This window comes from Bacteroides thetaiotaomicron VPI-5482, from assembly GCF_000011065.1.
Taxonomy (GTDB): Bacteria; Bacteroidota; Bacteroidia; order Bacteroidales; family Bacteroidaceae; genus Bacteroides; species Bacteroides thetaiotaomicron.
In genome coordinates, this window is sequence record NC_004663.1 from 4,769,747 (window position 1) to 4,788,513 (window position 18,767).

At 40.7% G+C, this 18,767-nt stretch carries 8 protein-coding genes; all 8 read left to right on the plus strand.

Annotation, left to right across the window (positions count from 1 at the left end):
• The first annotated feature begins 186 nt into the window (after positions 1 to 186).
• The 8 genes from BT_RS18540 to BT_RS18575 all read left to right on the plus strand — a co-directional run bounded on the left by BT_RS18540 (position 187) and on the right by BT_RS18575 (position 18,522).
• Positions 187 to 1,947, plus strand: a complete 1,761-nt coding sequence (locus BT_RS18540) for a BNR repeat-containing protein (protein ID WP_008767025.1) — start codon at positions 187 to 189, stop codon at positions 1,945 to 1,947.
• Complete coding sequence (locus BT_RS18545) at positions 1,944 to 3,965, plus strand: DUF2264 domain-containing protein (RefSeq protein ID WP_008767024.1); 2,022 nt, start codon at positions 1,944 to 1,946, stop codon at positions 3,963 to 3,965. The genes BT_RS18540 and BT_RS18545 overlap by 4 nt, the downstream gene beginning before the upstream one ends.
• Positions 3,966 to 4,198: 233 nt before the next feature.
• Positions 4,199 to 8,344: a hybrid sensor histidine kinase/response regulator transcription factor gene (locus tag BT_RS18550; RefSeq protein ID WP_008767023.1), complete on the plus strand. Its 4,146-nt coding sequence runs from the start codon at positions 4,199 to 4,201 to the stop codon at positions 8,342 to 8,344.
• A 638-nt stretch (positions 8,345 to 8,982) separates the two neighbouring features.
• On the plus strand, positions 8,983 to 10,275 hold the full coding sequence (locus BT_RS18555; protein ID WP_008767022.1) for an IPT/TIG domain-containing protein: 1,293 nt from the start codon (positions 8,983 to 8,985) through the stop codon (positions 10,273 to 10,275).
• A gap of 20 nt (positions 10,276 to 10,295) precedes the next feature.
• Positions 10,296 to 13,397, plus strand: a complete 3,102-nt coding sequence (locus tag BT_RS18560; RefSeq protein ID WP_011108929.1) for a SusC/RagA family TonB-linked outer membrane protein — start codon at positions 10,296 to 10,298, stop codon at positions 13,395 to 13,397.
• A 12-nt stretch (positions 13,398 to 13,409) separates the two neighbouring features.
• Entirely contained in the window at positions 13,410 to 15,425 is a 2,016-nt protein-coding gene (locus tag BT_RS18565; RefSeq protein WP_008767020.1) for a RagB/SusD family nutrient uptake outer membrane protein, read from the plus strand.
• A gap of 21 nt (positions 15,426 to 15,446) precedes the next feature.
• Positions 15,447 to 16,334, plus strand: coding sequence for a BT_3044 domain-containing protein (locus tag BT_RS18570; RefSeq protein ID WP_008767019.1), 888 nt, complete (start codon positions 15,447 to 15,449; stop codon positions 16,332 to 16,334).
• Positions 16,335 to 16,626: 292 nt separating this feature from the next.
• On the plus strand, positions 16,627 to 18,522 hold the full coding sequence (locus BT_RS18575; RefSeq protein WP_008767018.1) for a family 43 glycosylhydrolase: 1,896 nt from the start codon (positions 16,627 to 16,629) through the stop codon (positions 18,520 to 18,522).
• The last annotated feature ends 245 nt before the right edge of the window (positions 18,523 to 18,767 follow it).

Sequence of the window (18,767 nt, forward strand, 5' to 3'; positions counted from 1 at the left end):
TATTATAAGTACGACAAAGATAGGGGATCCACCTAAATAAAAAGGTTACATATCTGTCAAAGGAGGGTAATTATCATTCATAATAGGGAAGATGATCTAAATTTGGACTTTAATGAACGGTATTCGGATGTCCTTTTGTATCTAAAGCATTATTTTTGCGCTGAATCTAAAAAATAGTTGGTTACCATGAGAGCGAAGCTGATTTTACCTTTTCTGATTTTATATTTGTTCTGTCATTTGCTGTCGGTGCAAGGACACGAAGTTGACATTGTAAATGCCGGCAGTGATAAAAATGTAGCATCTTCTCAAGTGTATGAAGTAACTTCCGAAGGAGCATGGTGTTGGTTCGCTGATCCGCGTGCGTTGCATTATGAGAATGAAAAAGGTACAATAAACAAGACATATGTCGGCTATATTGATATACACGGCAATATTAAAGCGATGCAGTATGACTTTAAAAAGAAAAGACAGGACGAGGTACTGATTCGTTCCTATTTTCAGCCGGATGATCACAATAATCCGACGTTTCTGGTATTGCCGGATGAACGGATTATGATCTTTTATTCCCGTCACACGGATGAGCCTTGTTTCTACTATCGTATTTCCCGCCTTCCCGGAGATATTACGACATTGGGAGAGGAAAAGGTGATTAAAACAAAGGACAATACCACCTATCCGTCTCCGTTTATCTTATCGGATGATCCGGAACATATCTATCTCTGTTGGCGGGGGATTGGCTGGCACCCTACTATCGCCAAGCTGTCGTTGCCCGATCAGAATGATCAGGTGGCGGTGGAATGGGGACCGTATCAGATAGTACAGTCTACCGGTGCCCGTCCTTATGCCAAGTATATGTCGAATGGGAAAGATAAGATTTATTTTGCTTATACAACCGGTCATCCGGATAATGAGAATCCTAATTTCCTCTACTTTAATTATATAGACATTCACTCTTTGCAGTTGAAGGATGTTAAGGGGAATACTCTTTCGACTATTGCTGACGGTACTTTTAAAGTGAATAAGACGGATGATTATGCGCGTCAGTATCCATCTACTCTGATAGATAATCCATCCGCACGCGATTGGGTGTGGCAGGTTGCTTCGGATGAGAATGATAATCCGGTCATTGCAATGGTACGAATCAGTAGTGATAAGAATTCCCATGATTACTATTATGCGAAGTGGAACGGACACGAATGGAAAAAGACATTCCTTGCCAACGCCGGCGGTCATTTTCACCAGACACCAAACTCGGAGAAATGTTACAGTGCCGGTATGACTATAGATCCGGCGAATACGAATCATGTTTATTGCTCGTTGCCTGTGGAAGGAAAGCAGGGGAAGGTTTACGAGATCGTGAAATTTATCTTGAACGAGGTCGGGGAGGTGGTCTCTACAGAAGCGGTTACGCAAGACTCGCAGCAGAATAATGTCCGTCCTTATATAGTACCAAATTCAAAAAATACGCCTTTGCGGCTCACATGGATGTATGGCAATTATTACGATTGGATTGTCAGTTCACGGTATCCGCAAGGCTATTGCACAGGGATTGCCTGTGATTTTAAAGGTTTCCCGGGGGCGAAGAAGGAAAAGACTGTTGTAACGGAGAAGGATTTCAAGTTCAACCCGAAGAAGGCTTTTGTATTGGAACAAACGGTCACTTTGGATGCAGACAATTATCAAGGCTCCCTTTTACAATTGGGTGATCTTCAATATTATCTGAACGGACAAACCATGAAACCGGAAGTTAGATATAACGGAAAGGTATATCCTAGCACAAATATACTTGGAACATCTGATTGCTGGAAAACAACTTCGCGCAATACAGGCGGTGAGTGGTACACTCCACAAAAGTACGGGAGTTTCAAGTTGAAGCTGGAGTATAAGAAGGGAGTATTATGTGTGTATATTAACGGATTGCTGGATCAAAAAATAGAAATACAATGAGAAGAAAAGTTTTAAGAGATTGTGTGATAGGAGTTCTTTTATTATTTGTTCTCCCGTTGGCAGAACTGTCGGGCGCTATTGCTCAGGAGAGTGTGTTTACTGTACAGCAGCCTGATTTTCAAAAGAGTCCTTATACGGGAATGACACGTCAACACTGGATACAGGCGGGAGAGTATCTGCTGAAAGGAGCATTCGGTTATATCCATACGTTGGATGATCAGATGTACTTTCCGAAGCAACTGGACAAAACATATCCCAATAATGACGGACAAGTTCCGGTTGCTAAGTTGGAGGGGCTGGCACGAACCTTATTTATTGCAGCACCCCTGTTGAAAGATAATCCGGAACTGGTAATGAATGGAATAAGAGTAGCAGATTACTATCGGCACCAATTAGTCGGTATCTCTAATCCGAAAAGTCCGAGTTTTATTTCTCATCGTAAAGGAGGACCTAGCCAGACGTTACTGGAGTTAGGTTCTTTGGCCATTTCAATGAAAGCGGCTCAGGCCGTTTTGTGGGACCCGCTGACAAAAGCGCAAAAGGATTCGCTTGCTGCAACCATGCTGAGCTACGGAGAAGGACCGACCATAGGCTCTAACTGGATGTTCTTTAATGTCTTTATTTTAAGTTTTCTGAAAGATCAGGGCTATGCAGTGAATGAGAGCTATCTGGAGTCGAATTTAAAGAAACTGCTGGCACGTTATCGGGGGGAAGGCTGGTATAATGATGCTCCGGCTTATGATTATTACAGTGCGTGGGCTTATCAGACATACGGCCCCATTTGGGCGGAAATGTTTGGAAAGAAGCAATTTCCCCAGTTGGCACAGCAGTTCCTGGCAAACCAGCATGATATGGTAGCTAACTATCCATACATGTTTAGCCGGGATGGTAAGATGAATATGTGGGGACGAAGCATCTGCTATCGTTTTGCAGCGACTGCCCCGTTGTCTCTGTGGGAATATGATAAAAGTGGCGATGTAAATTATGGCTGGATAAGGAGGATTGCTTCTTCTACCTTGCTGCAATTTCTGGAAAATCCGAAATTCCTGGAGGAAGGAGTTCCAACGATGGGATTTTATGGCCCGTTTGCTCCCGCTGTGCAGATTTATAGTTGTCGGGGTAGTGTATACTGGTGCGGAAAAGCTTTTTTGAGTTTGCTGTTGCCGGAAAATTCAGACTTCTGGTCTGCCACCGAAAATAATGGTCCTTGGGATAAAGAACTGAAAAAAGGGAATGTCTATAATAAGTTTCAGCCGGGAACCAACCTGTTGATTACGAATTACCCGAATAGCGGAGGCGCTGAGATGCGCTCATGGTGCCATGAAACTGTTGCAAAGGACTGGCAGAAGTTTCGTAGTACGGAGAATTATAACAAATTGGCTTACAATACGGAATTCCCGTGGATGGCGGATGGTAAGAACGGAGAAATATCCATGAATTACGGAACAAAGAATCAGAAAGGCGAGTGGGAAGTATTACGGCTTTATACGTTCCAAAGTTTTAAAGACGGTATCTATCGCCGTGATGCCGTACTTGAAACAGACAGTACAGTAAGATATCAACTGGCCGATATTCCGCTGCCGAATGGAATATTGAGAGTGGATAAAGTTTCGGTCTCCGAACCGACGGAAATCTGTTTGGGACATTATTCCCTGCCTCGTTTGAATGGTGTATTTAAAGAAACATCCCGGAGGGTCGGCAAGCTGGATATTCCGGTTATTGATAACGGAGAGTATGAACTGGCTATGATACCATTGGCTGGATGGGATAAACTATATACATCGTATCCGAAAGGGCTGCACCCTGTCAGCGATGAGTGTGCTTTGATTATGGCTTCTGATAAATTGGCTGGCAGCAAGATTTATGTGACGCTTCAACTTTGGAAGAAGAATGAAGGTAAGAACGGCTTTACAAAGAAAGAGTTGAATCCGGTCCGGGCGATAGATATTTCGGAAGATAAGAAACAAGTGACAGTGCGTCTGGATACGAAAGAGATAAAAACGGTTCTATTTGAGTAATTTAGAAATATGAGAAGTGTGCAGTGGGAATATTTTCCCACTGTATTTTTTATGTATAATGGTGAGCCTTAAATGCCTATATGGTGAATTTTCCTTCAAAACGTTCTACTTATCAGTATATCTGTATAGCTGGAACTGTCTAATCGTTGTTTATTAAATTTTTTATTCATAATTTTGGTCGTATGTATAGTTGTCAATTATTATATTGTATTTAACGAACAAAATATGACCATATGAAAAACGCGCGAATCGTTATCCTTTATTATAAGCTGAGTTTTTTGATTCTGTTTTTGCTTTTGAAGTCTGCTTTACTATTGGCAACAGAGGATGTCATCTACAACCTCAAATTTAAGCAACTTTCTGCACCATATTCCTTGCCGACAAATGAAGTACAAAAAGTGTATCAAGATAAAGATGGATTTATCTGGTTCGCTACTCGTAATGGACTTTGCCAGTATAATGGCTATGAGACCACTCTTTACAAATCCAATCTTTACTCTCCGGATTTATTGACTACCAATAGCATCACTTGTTTGGTTGATGATAATAATAATCATCTTTGGATTGGTACATCGGAAGGACTGAACGTGATGGATAAAAGAACCGGAGAAATAAAAAAGTATAAGGCACCATATCTTTCTAACAATGTAGTGTCTGCTCTGTGTGTGACTCGCGATAATACTGTTTGGGTGGGGACGGATAACGGTTTATGTCGTTATGTTGCAGAGAAAGATACTTTTGTAGTTTGTGGAGATGACTTTGGAGATAGTAGACTGCGGTATGTTACCATAAAATCATTATTAGAAGATTCAGATGGCGATCTCTGGATTGGAACTTGGGCACAAGGCTTATTTCGTTATTCTCCATCCACAGATAAAGTGGAAATATATCCGAAAATCAATGACCAATATTCTTCTCATGTAATTTATGAAGATAGTAATAAAGATATTTGGGTAGGGAGTTGGGGATATGGTCTTTTTAAATTGCAGAATCCTAAAGATATGCAACGTGTGTCTTATCAGCGTTTTCTGCATGAGAACGGTGATGATTCCAGTTTGTCTGATAATATAGTATATGATATAGCAGAAGATATCAATACTCATACCCTGTGGGTTGGTACACGTAGTGGGTTGAGTATCTTAAAACTTGATGAACCGGACGCATTTATTAATTATAAATCGGGAAAAACAGATTATCGTATTCCTTCTGACGAGGTTAACTCGATTATGCGTGATGCTCAGAGGAATATGTGGATAGGGGCTATTGGGGGAGGAGTTCTGATGGCTGATACACGTCAATCTACATTTGCTTTATATACACTTAACTTTGGAGATGAAGATATTCCGGTAACTTCCGTTCGTACCTTATTTGCTGATTCAGATCAAAACCTATGGATTGGAGTAGGAACTTATGGACTGGCCTGTAGAGAGTATGAAACAGGAAAGCTAAAGATGTATTCGCACATACCGGAATTTTCGGGGTTAAAAGATTTGCCATCCCTTTTCGCAGTTACCCAGCGTAAGAAGAGTGGTGAAATCTGGTTTGGTATGTATAATGGAGGAATCTACGTATATCGGAAAGGTGAAAAGGTAAAACACTTGACTACAAAGAATAGCGGTTTCCTTACTTCTGATTGTGTGTCGGCTTTATATGAAGATTATGAAGGGAATTGCTGGGTTGGCACGCGAGGAGGAATAGGGGTCAGATTGGCTGACGGTACAGACTATCGCTTTGAAACGATGAACTTTAATGATAGTTTGTCGGCAGGCTGGATATATGTAAGAGATATCATAAAGGATATGGATAGCAGTGTCTGGCTGGCAACTTCTAATTTGGGTGTGATTCATATAACGGGGGATGTCCGTCAACCTTCCACATTGAAATATGAGAATTATAGTTTTCATAATCGTAAGCTAATCACAAATGCAGTTCTCTGTATACATCTTGATCGTTTTGGTCGATTGTGGGCAGGGACTGAGGGAGGAGGATTATACCTTTATAATCGTAACAAAGGAGAATTTGAGGAAAAAACGCGTGCATATAGTATTCCGGGAGACGTTATCGTTAGCATAGAAGAAGATAAAAGTGGTAATTTATGGCTGGGAACGATTTCCGGACTAGTGAAACTTTATGTAGCTGCTGTTGGAAATGATTTCTCGACCCGTATCTATACTTCTGCTGATGGGTTGCAGGATAATTTTATAGTCAATTCATCGTGTAGTCGAAATGGAGAATTGTTTTTTGGAGGACATAAGGGTTACAACAGTTTTTTTCCTGATAAAATGGAAATACCCTCTCAGGAAACCAATTTCCTGATAACAGATATTAAAATATTCAATCATTCTTTCAGTAACTTGCCGGTTGAACTGCAGCAGAAGATTTCGCCGGTAATGCCTACCTATACCAGTAAGATTGAACTTCCTCATAAATACAATAATTTTAGTATTGAATTTGCCGCCCTTACCTATAAGAATCCCGAACTAAACAGATATGCTTACCGGCTACAGAACTTTGACAGGGATTGGCAGTATACGGATGCAGACCGCCGCTTTGCTTATTATAACAATCTGCCGAGCGGGACATATACTTTTCAGTTGAAAGCAACCAATGAGAACGGAGAATGGAGTGGCTATGTACGTGAATTGACAGTGGTAGTCCTTCCTCCGTTCTGGGCTACCTGGTGGGCATATCTGCTCTATGTGATAATAGTATCAGTTATAGGAGTTTCGATTTACCGTACAGCAAAGAATCGTATATTGCTTCGGAATGCCTTGCGTCTGCGTGAAATAGAAAAAGCAAAAGCGGAAGAACTGAATCATGCGAAATTGCAGTTCTTTACTAATATCACACATGAACTATTAACTCCGTTGACCATTATTTCGGCTACAGTTGATGAGCTGAAGACACAGGCGCCCAGCCATAATGATTTGTATACTGTAATGAATAGCAATATACAGCGATTAATACGTTTACTGCAACAGATTCTTGAATTTCGAAAAGCGGAAACAGGTAATCTGAAGTTACGGGTTTCGCCGGGAGATATTGCTGCCTTTGTGAAGAATGCGGCTGAGAGTTTCCAGCCTTTAGTAAAGAAACGTAAGATACACTTTTCATTTCTTTGTGATCCTGAATCAATGATAGGCTACTTTGACATGGATAAGTTGGATAAGATTCTGTATAATTTGTTATCTAATGCAGCTAAATACAATAAAGAGGATGGATTTATTCAAGTCTCCTTATCTTATGATGAGACAGATAAGGATTTTATCCTGTTGAAGATTAAAGATAACGGGAAAGGCATTTCAAAAGAGAAACAGAAAAATCTTTTTAAACGATTTTATGAAGGTGACTATCGTAAGTTCAATACTATTGGCACAGGAATTGGACTTTCGCTGACTAAAGATTTGGTAGAGTTACATGGAGGAACCATCTCGGTCGAAAGCGAAGTGGATCATGGTACCGAATTTATGGTACGGATTCCTATTGAGCGTTCTTATTATGATGAAGAGCAAATTGATGATGAGGCTATCTCTTTAATGCAAAATCCTGTAAATTACGAGGATACACAGGAGGATGCCGATGTAGAAACTCAGGAAGTGACTATAAAGGCTAACACTATATTATTAGTGGAAGATAATGGGGAATTACTACACCTGATGACAAAGTTATTGAGTCGTGAATACAATGTCTTTACGGCCCAGAATGGGAAAGAAGGCATTGCAGTATTAGAAAAAGAGGATGTTGATTTGATTGTGTCTGACGTAATGATGCCTGAGATGGATGGTATTGAGTTCTGCAAGTATGTGAAAGGGCATCTGGAGATGAGTCATATACCGATGATTCTGCTGACTGCCAAAAATAAGGAAGAGGACAGAGCAGAAGCTTATGAAATTGGTGCAGATGCGTTCATTAGCAAGCCCTTTAATCTGACAGTTCTTCATGCACGTATTCGTAATCTGCTGAAATATAAGGAACGAATGGCGCGTGACTTTAAAAATCAAATAGTTTTTGAGGTGAAAGACCTGAATTACACAAGTTTGGATGAAGACTTTATTCAACGTGCTATCCATTGTGTAAATAATCACTTGGAAGACCCTAATTTTGACCAGGCGCAATTTGCAGATGAAATGCGTACAAGTAAATCTACGTTATATAAGAAATTGAAATCTTTGGCAGGTTTGAATACTTCTTCTTTTATTCGAAATGTCCGTTTGAAAGCAGCTTGTAGGATAATGGAGGAAAAAGGCACTAATGTTCGTGTTTCTGAACTTGCTTATGCAGTTGGTTTCAATGATCCTAAATACTTTAGTTCTTGTTTCAAAAAAGAATTTGATATGTTACCGTCTGAATATATTGAGCGGTTTATTCAAAATGTATAGGCATAGATAGGGGTAACCTATTTACCAATAATTATTTTGATATGCATATTTGTAAAATAGTGCATTGTAGGGTGTAACAAACCATATTCTGAGGATAGCAGAGTTATAGTTAAGTTTAGTATGGCAATAAGCTATACTCTTCGAATATTTAATCAGTTTTCTTTGTAGTATTAATATTTTTTGCCCCATTAGCTAATTCGTTCCACTATAGTTATCTTTTCGTTCTACTATAGTGGTGCGTAAAGGGAACTATAGTGCATCTTGCGTACCACTATAGTGGCACGAACTAATATGACTAACAAAAAACTTAATTGTTCGTAGCTAAGGACTTAAGAATGTGAGCGATAACCTGCAAGGAGTGAACTGATTTCATTAACGGTTTACCATATAACAAATTATTGTTTTATTGATGTTATGTTATATGTGGTTTTTATTTTACAGATCAGATTATCCTTATTCCTTGGTCGAATTATAGTTTAAAAAGGAGGAATATCTATAATTCGACCTCAGATAACTCATATTGGACCTCATCTGGAGTGACTTAACTTACATTTGCACTTGTTAATTGGTCGTTGAAATCATAAATCAATTAATGAACGGTTAATTTTTTATTTACTAATATCTTAAATATTTTTGCTATGAGAAATTGCATTTTCTATTCTTTAGTGCTAGCACTTCTCTTTTTAATAGGAAGCTGTAAAGATAGCGATGACAACAAAACCACTGGGGCGACTTATGATCCGAATCAGCCCGTTACAGTGGAGAGCTTTATGCCGGTAGAGGGCAAGCTACGGGAAAAGGTTATCGTTAAAGGTTCTAACTTTGGTACAGACAAATCAAAGGTGAAAGTTTATTTTGTGGACGAGGCAGCAGAACGCTTATCTACAGTAATAGGTATCGATAATAATACCCTTTATTGTCTTGCACCCAGACAATTGCCGGGTGGAAACCGTATCAAGGTAATTGTTGATGGGAAGGAAGTGACTACAGATGGCACATTTAAGTATGAACAGGCCCAGAATGTTTCTACCATCTCTGGTTCGGCTTCAAAAGATGGGAATGATGATGGTGACCTTGCATCTGCAAAGTTCAAGTACATGTGGGGAATTGCAGCCGTAGGAAATAATACGGTACTTGCTTATCAAAGAGATGATCCTCGTGTCCGTTTGATTTCGGTGGATGATAACAAGGTGACTACCGTTCATCCGGGTTTTAAAGGTGGAAAGCCTGCTGTTACCAAAGACAAACAAAGAGTGTATAGTATTGGTTGGGAAGGGACTCATACAGTATATGTCTATATGAAAGCAAGTGGTTGGGCACCTACACGTATCGGACAGCTTGGTTCTACTTTTAGTGGTAAAATTGGTGCTGTTGCATTGGATGAGACAGAAGAATGGCTCTATTTTGTTGATTCTAACAAGAATTTCGGTCGCTTCAATGTGAAGACACAAGAGGTAACATTAATAAAGCAACTGGAACTCTCAGGATCTCTTGGCACAAATCCTGGCCCTTATCTTATTTATTATTTTGTAGATAGCAATTTCTACATGTCTGACCAGAATCTGTCTTCAGTTTACAAGATTACTCCTGATGGAGAATGTGAATGGTTCTGTGGGTCGGCTACCCAAAAGACAGTGCAAGATGGTCTTCGGGAAGAAGCTTTGTTTGCCCAACCCAACGGAATGACAGTGGACGAAGATGGAAACTTTTATATTGTTGATGGATTTAAGGGGTACTGCTTGCGCAAGTTGGATATTCTTGATGGCTATGTATCTACTGTAGCTGGTCAGGTAGATGTAGCAAGTCAGATAGATGGCACACCGCTGGAAGCTACCTTTAACTATCCTTATGATATTTGTTACGATGGTGAAGGTGGCTATTGGATAGCTGAAGCCTGGGGAAAAGCTATTAGGAAGTATGCAGTAGAATAATCACTAAGAAAAACATAAATATGAAACGAAGTATTTTAGTACTATTTTGGGTATTCATGTCAGCAACTATGTTCGCCCAAGGCGGAATAGATGTTGCGGGTATCGTCTTGGACGAGCAAGGACAGGAACTCATCGGAGTGTCTGTTCAGATAAAAGGAAAACAGGGTGTAGGAGTTGTTACCGATTTTGACGGACGGTTTAAGATAACAGGTGTTCCTGCCGGAAGTACACTCGTATTTTCTTATATAGGTTATGAAACTCGGGAAATTAAATATACTGCTACGAAACTGAAAGAGAAGATTGCTTTGAAGGAGGCGGTCAATGAGTTTGATGAGGTTGTGGTAGTGGGGCGTGATACTCAGAGAAAGGTTTCTGTAGTAGGCGCTATCACCAATGTAGACCCGGCAGGGATTCAAGCTCCTGCGGTATCGGTGAGTAACATGTTGGGTGGACGCGTGCCGGGCATTATTGCCGTGACCCGAAGTGGCGAACCTGGTAACAACTTCTCGGAGTTCTGGATTCGTGGTATGAGTACGTTTGGCGCCAGTTCTAGTGCATTGGTGTTGATAGACGGAATCGAAGGAAATATCAACGATCTTGATCCTGCTGATATCGAAAGTTTTAGTATTCTGAAAGATGCATCGGCAACAGCCGTTTATGGAACTCGCGGTGCCAATGGTGTAGTTGTAGTTACTACGAAGCGAGGAAAAGCCGGAAAGTTGCATGTCAATTTCAAAACTAATGCTACTTATTCTTATTCACCCCGTATGCCGGAATATGCTGATGCTTATCAATATGCAACATTGGCGAATGAAGCGCGCTCCGTTCGTGGAGACGACCCGGTATATTCTGCTACTGAACTAGAATTATTCAAAACAGGTCTTGACCCGGATTTATATCCGAATGTGAATTGGCGTGATGTGATTTTGAAAGATCATGTAATTAACAATCAACACCATTTAAGTATTTCCGGTGGTGGACAAAGTGCTCGCTACTATATGAGTTTGGGTATCCTTAACTCTGAAGCTCTATTTAAACAGGATAAGTCTGCAAGCAAACATGACGTTAATGTAAACTATCATAAATATAATTTCCGTACAAATATTGATGCTGACCTTACAAAAACAACTTTGTTGAGTTTGAATTTGGAAGCAGTAATCAAGACACAAAACGCACCAGGAACAGGCTCAAGCAATAAATACCTGTGGGAATCGCAAGCGAACTTACCTCCTACTGTGGTTCCTGTGAGGTACTCTAATGGTCAGTTGCCTGCTTATGGCACTAATCTGGAGGATAAATCACCATATGTACGCCTGAATTACATGGGATATACTACCAATGAGACGTATTCTACCAAAATAAATGTAGGCTTGTCGCAGGATTTGGGTATGATCACAGAGGGATTGTCAGTACGTGGCTTGTTCTCATTCTCTATGAATGGTGCACACATAGTCGACAGACATATGAACCCCGAACAATATTATGCCGATCCCAAAGATGGACGTTATTTGGATGGTAGCTTGAAAACTGTGCGTACTGTAAATAAGGAGGATATGACAGCAACACAGGGATCAGCATCCAATCGGGAATTATATTTCGAAGCTGCCGCCAACTATAAACGTTTGTTTAATCAAGATCACCGTGTGACGGGGTTGGCGCATTTTTACCGCCAGGAACTGACCAATGTGGATTGGGGAAACGGTGTGTTAGTCAGCATTCCCAAACGTTATCAGGCACTTTCCTTCCGCGCTACCTATTCTTATAAAGATACCTATCTTGTAGAAGGTAATCTTGGCTATACCGGTTCGGAAAATTTCAATAAAGAACGTCGCTACGGTTGGTTCCCCTCTATTTCCGGGGGGTGGGTGCCTACGCAATATGATTGGTATAGAAATCTGCTCCCATTCAATAACTTCCTGAAGTTCCGTGCTTCTTGGGGACGGGTAGGAAATGATCGTCTGAAAGATGAGAATGGTAATGATATTCGATTCCCTTATTTAACTACTTTAGGTAACGTTTCCAGTACATGGGGAACCGGACTTGCCGAAAATCGTACCGGATCAATGAATTTAAAATGGGAAGTCAGTACAAAAACGAACTTTGGTATCGATGCCCGTTTCTTTGATGATAAGGTAGACATGACAGTGGATTTCTTTCATACGAAGACAACCGATATTTTCCAGAGGCGTGCCAATATACCGGACGAGGGTGGTTTAAGCAATGTACTTCCTTATGCTAATATCGGAAGCATGAAGTCGTGGGGTATGGATGGTACACTAGCTTATACTCATACATTTAATAAGGATATGGCTCTTACTGTACGTGGTAACTTTACTCACGCTGAAAACGAAGTGATCTACTGGGAACAGAGTGGGGTGAATTATCCATATCAGTCTAATTCCGGAGTCCCTTACAAAGTACAGCGCGGATTAATTGCTTTGGGATTATTTAAAGATGAGGATGACATTAAAAGTAGTCCCAAACAGACCTTTATGGATAATTATCGTCCGGGCGATATCAAGTATAAGGATGTGAACGGTGACGGTAAGATTGATAAAGATGACGTCGTACCTCTCAACTACTCTGCTGTACCGTTTATACAATACGGTTTTGCACTTGATTGGAACTACAAGGCATTCCGTGTTAGTATTTTGTTTGAAGGAGTCTCTAAAGTACAATATTTTCAAGGTGGTCGGGGATTCTATCCTTTCTTAAATGAATCAAGAGGTAACTTACTCGAAATGGTTGCTGATCCAAGAAATCGTTGGATTCCAAGAGAATATGCTGAGGTTAATGGCATTGATCCTGCATTGGCAGAGAATCCGAATGCTAAGTTTCCGCGACTAACGTATGGAGAAAATAAAAATAATAATCAGGAGTCTACCTTCTGGTTAGCTGACGGTAAATATCTGCGCCTCAAAAATGTAGATGTCTCTTACCGTTTTACGAATAATTGGTTGAAGAGTCGTGTCGGTGTGGAATCTGCTACTCTCAGTCTGATAGGCGAGAATCTACATGTGTGGGATAAAGTGAAGCTTTTTGATCCATCGCAAGCCTCTGGTAATGGAGCGGAATATCCTTTGCAAAGGATGTACACCTTACAGTTGAACTTAACTTTCTAAAGGACGATTATTATGAAAAAGAAAACAAATATTATAAAGACTTTATTTCTGTCGATGGTTTGTAGTATAACCATCGGGCTGCAATCTTGCGGTGATTATCTGGATGTCGAAGAATATATTGACCAGATGACTTTTCTTGACTCCGTATTCTCTCGCAAAGAACTCCTGGATCAGTATATTAACGGTGCAGCGCAATATATACCCAATGAAGGCAAACTTTGGTCAAATTCTTCTACACCGTTCCAAATTGCTTCTGATGAGAATTTCATGTCCTGGAATGATAGCCAGCACTACGGCATGAAGTTTTTGCTGGACGAGATTACTCCTTATGACGGATATTACAATAACTATCCCAAATATTATCAGGGTATTCGTATGGCACTCACTGCCTTGTCGAGAATCAATGAAGTACCCGATGTGACAGACGTTGAACGTCGTGAGTTGATGGGACGATGCTACTTTTTGGTAGGATATTATTATTATCTGCTGATGTTGCAGTACGGACCTGTGCCCATTGTTCCGGAAACGCCCTTTAATGTGGATGTGCCGGTAGCCGAAATGTCACTGGAACGAGGAACATACGATGAATGCGTATTGGAAATCCGTAAATGGATGTCTCTGGCCATTCAGTTCTTGCCACTGGAAGTAGAAAGTTCAACGGTTGTGACGCTTCCTACCCAATGGGCCGCTTACGCTACTTTGTCAAGAATTACATTGTATGCAGCCAGTCCGTGGTATAACGGCAATAAGTTTTATGCTGACTGGCAGCGGACAAGTGACGGCGCAAACTTTATATCGCAGGAAAATGATAATTCGAAATGGGGAGTGTCTGCCGCTTATTCAAAATACATTATTGATTCAAATAAATTTGAGTTGTATTGGACTCCCAAAGAAATAGATAGCAAGGATCTGCCCACTAATGAAGAATTTATCAAAGAGATAGATCCGGATTATTATGAGCCTTATCCAAAGGGAGCAGCCGGTATCGACCATTACCGTTCGTTGACTTATACATTCAGTGGTGAAATTCCTGTGATGATTAATCCTGAATTTATCTATTCCTGTCAAATGCCGACAGGTGATGCCCCATTGGTGGCTGCTGCACCTTTCAAATTAGGTGGATGGGGTGGCTTGAATCTCGTACAGGACTTGATTGATGCTTACCAAATGGTGGACGGACAAGATATCAATGAATCCAGTCAGGACTATCCTTATCCGGATGCCAGCGTTAATTTTGAAAGAATTGGCGGCGCTAACCAAACTTTCTCTGGCTTTACACTTCTGGCGAGCACTGCTAGAATGTATAACAATCGCGAACCTCGTTTTTATGCAACGATAGGCTTTTGCCATTCATTCTGGCCAGGCACTTCTTCTTCGGAGAATCAGTACAAGAATATTGAGGTTACTTATTATTCCGACGGATATGCTTCCGCTAATCCGGATCATCCTGAAGATTATAATCGTACAGGCTATACTTGTGTCAAATATAGACATTTGGAAGATGAGATGAAAAAGGGTACGGTCAAAGCTAAATATTTCCCGGTTTTCCGGTATGCGGAAACATTGCTGAATTATGTGGAGGCTATTAATGAGTTGAAAGAACCTTATACGCTGGAGATGCCTAACGGCAGTCAAGTGACGGTGGAACATAATACAGCTGATATTGTGAAGTATTTCAATCTGATTCGTCATCGTGCCGGTCTGCCCGGAATTACTGAGGCTGTTGCTGCCGACAGGAATAAGGTCCGTGAACTGATTAAGCATGAACGCAGAATAGAGTTTGCTTGCGAAGGACGTCGTTATCACGACTTGCGCCGTTGGGGAGATGCTATGGAGGCATACAATCGTCCTATCTCCGGTTGCAACGTCAAAGCAAGAAGCAATGAACGTCAGAAATTCTACACAACAACTATTTTGAACGATAAATTGACACGGCGTTCATTCTCGTACAAACACTATTTCTATCCTATACCTAAGAGTGTGTTGGATAAAAATAAAAACCTCGTGCAAAATCCGGAATGGAGATAAACCTATATAATCAAAAGAAATATGAAACTAATTAGAACTATTTATACGTTGGGGCTACTTGTAGGATTATTTGCATCCTGTAGTAAAGAGAGCCCTTTGGATGGTGAACAATACTACAAACAAGTTTATATTGTAGGTGCCTATGAAGTGGTACAGCAATTTGATGTGGCGTATGGCGATGGTCCACAAAATGCGTATGTTGCCGTTGCTACGGGAGGTAGCCAGAATATCGACCGGAATGTGGAAGTCGTCTTGACTCACAATGACGCTACCATCGAATGGTACAATAATAAGTATATGTTGGATGCCCCATTAAAATATCAGAAGTTGGGTGATCAATTTTGCAGTTTTCCGTCAATGAGCACGACCATTAAAGCGGGCGATGTATATAGTCGGTTGCCATTTACTGTCGAAACTTCCGGATTGGATTGTGATAAACTTTATGCGTTGACTTTCAAAATTGAGTCAGTATCCGATTACGTGAAACAACCTAAGGATACAGTTCTCATAATGAATCTCAATTTAACGAATGACTTTTCAGGGATTTATCAGATGGTAGCCATCAGATATACGTTGACTGACAATGATGAAGAACTGACTCCTTCTTCCGTTAATATGCAGCGTACGTTGAAGGCAGTGAATAAAAATCAGGCTCGTTTCTTTAATGTTACGCAGAATTCAGATCTTTCACCAACTGGAAACATTACATCTGAAGATTATTTCAACTCAATTGATAACAACGGTGTGACGTTTACACGTCAACCGGACGGTACTTTCACAGTGGCTGGCTGGAAGAATCTTCCGGTTTCTAACGGGACCGTTAGTTTTGAGGATGGCACATTTACATTTTGTTACGATTACGAGTCCGGTGGAAAGAGGTATCGCCTGAGAGGTACAATGACGAAGTAATCGATAGGTATTTTTATATAGGTAGTAAATGCAGGGGATGAGATGATTGAACTTGTCTCCTGCGTTTGATTATATGACTTCAGATGTGTTCTATTCGGTATAAAATCGTGCAAAGATGCTCATTATTGAGTCATTTCAATGAATATGATCTAAAGTTCGACCTAATTGCACGATTTCTAGTCCTTTATTTTTTATTGAAGTCTTATTTTTGCTGATGTAAATATGAATCATTTTATTTATTAGGGATAAATAGTTCAATAGGTTTGGATATACCAAAGAAAAACAAATTAGTATGAAGATAAAGAAGATTGTAAATTTAATGATGGGCTTGTCATTTTCACTATGCATATTTGCCCAGGACGACTGGCAACTTGTTTGGAGTGATGAATTTAATGCAGATGGTCCTTTGAACTCTTCTGTATGGAACTTTGAGCAAGGATATGCGCGTAATGAAGAAGCTCAATGGTACCAATCCGACAATGCAGTTTGCAAAAATGGACTGTTGATAATAGAAGCCCGGAAAGAGCAGAACCGTAAAAATCCTCTTTATGTATCCGGAAGTAATGATTGGCGGAAGAAGAGAGAATTTATTGACTATACCTCTTCTTCAGTAACTACTGCCGGAAAGAAAGAGTTTCTGTATGGGCGTTTTGAGATAAAGGCTCGTATTCCTGTGGCAAAAGGAGCATGGCCTGCTATCTGGACATTGGGAAGTAATATGGAATGGCCTTCATGTGGTGAGATAGATATCATGGAATATTATCAGATTAAAGGAACACCACATATCTTAGCCAATGCTGCTTGGGGAACAGACCGTCAATGGCATGCAAAATGGGACAGTCAGGCTACTCCTTATTCGCATTTCACTGACAAAGATCCCGATTGGGCATCTAAGTTCCATATCTGGCGCATGGACTGGGATGAAGAGGCTATCAAACTATATTTGGACGATGAACTGCTAAATGAAATTCCTTTGAGCAGCACAAGGAATGGAAGTATCGGTAAAGGTACCAATCCTTTTACAAAACCACAATACCTGTTACTGAATCTCGCCATTGGCGGAATTAACGGTGGCCCGATTGATGAGGCCGCCCTGCCGATGAAGTATGAAATAGATTATGTAAGAGTCTATCAGAAAGAAAAGGGAATCGCTTCCGGAAAGGTCTGGAGAGATACGGATGGCAATGTAATCAATGCGCACGGTGGCGGAATACTTTTCCATGAAGGAAAATATTATTGGTTTGGAGAACACCGTCCTGCATCCGGTTTTGTCACAGAGAAGGGAATCAACTGCTATTCATCAACAGACCTGTATAACTGGAAATCTGAAGGTATTGCCTTAGCTGTCTCTGAGGAAGAAGGGCATGACATTGAGAAAGGATGCATCATGGAACGCCCCAAGGTGATCTATAATGCGAAAACCGGGAAATTTGTCATGTGGCTTCATTTAGAACTGAAAGGACAAGGTTATGGACCTGCGCGTGCAGCCGTTGCAGTGAGTGATTCTCCTGCCGGTCCCTATCGTTTCATTCGCTCCGGCAGGGTCAATCCGGGAGCTTACCCCTTGAACATGACCCGAAAAGAACGGAAAATGAAGTGGAATCCGGAAGAGTATAAGGAATGGTGGACACCGAAGTGGTATGAAGCTATTGCAAAAGGTATGTTCGTAAAGCGTGATCTGAAAGACGGACAAATGTCCCGTGATATGACTTTATTTGTGGACGATGACGGAAAGGCTTATCATATCTATTCCTCAGAAGATAACCTGACATTGCAGATTGCAGAACTGGCCGATGATTATCTCAGTCATACAGGAAAATATATCCGTATTTTCCCTGGTGGACACAATGAGGCTCCTGCTATATTCAAGAAAGAGGGAACTTATTGGATGATAACTTCCGGCTGCACGGGATGGGATCCTAATAAAGCCCGTTTGCTAACCGCTGATTCTATGTTGGGCGAATGGAAGCAACTGCCGAACCCTTGTGTTGGTGAAGATGCGGATAAGACATTTGGAGGACAAAGTACTTATATATTGCCTTTGCCGGAGAAAGGGCAATTTTTCTTTATGGCGGATATGTGGCGTCCGAAGAGCCTGGCGGATTCACGCTACATCTGGCTGCCTGTTCAGTTTGATGATAAAGGAGTCCCCTTTATAAAATGGATGGATAGGTGGAATTTTGATTAATATCGTATATATAGAAGCCGGCGGATATACTTTTCATATTTATTGCTTTCAGCAATAAATATTCTCTATGAGAAAGGGGAAAATTCCGGAAGATTATACATTTTGCGAAGAATGGTCTTTTTATATCCCTTTTTTGACGGATATTTGAACTCTTTTCTTTATGGTATAGGTTATCTTTGTGAGCGAATGATTTCACTGCGAGGTGATATGTCGGCAGAGAATAATGAGAAACATCAAAAATAATG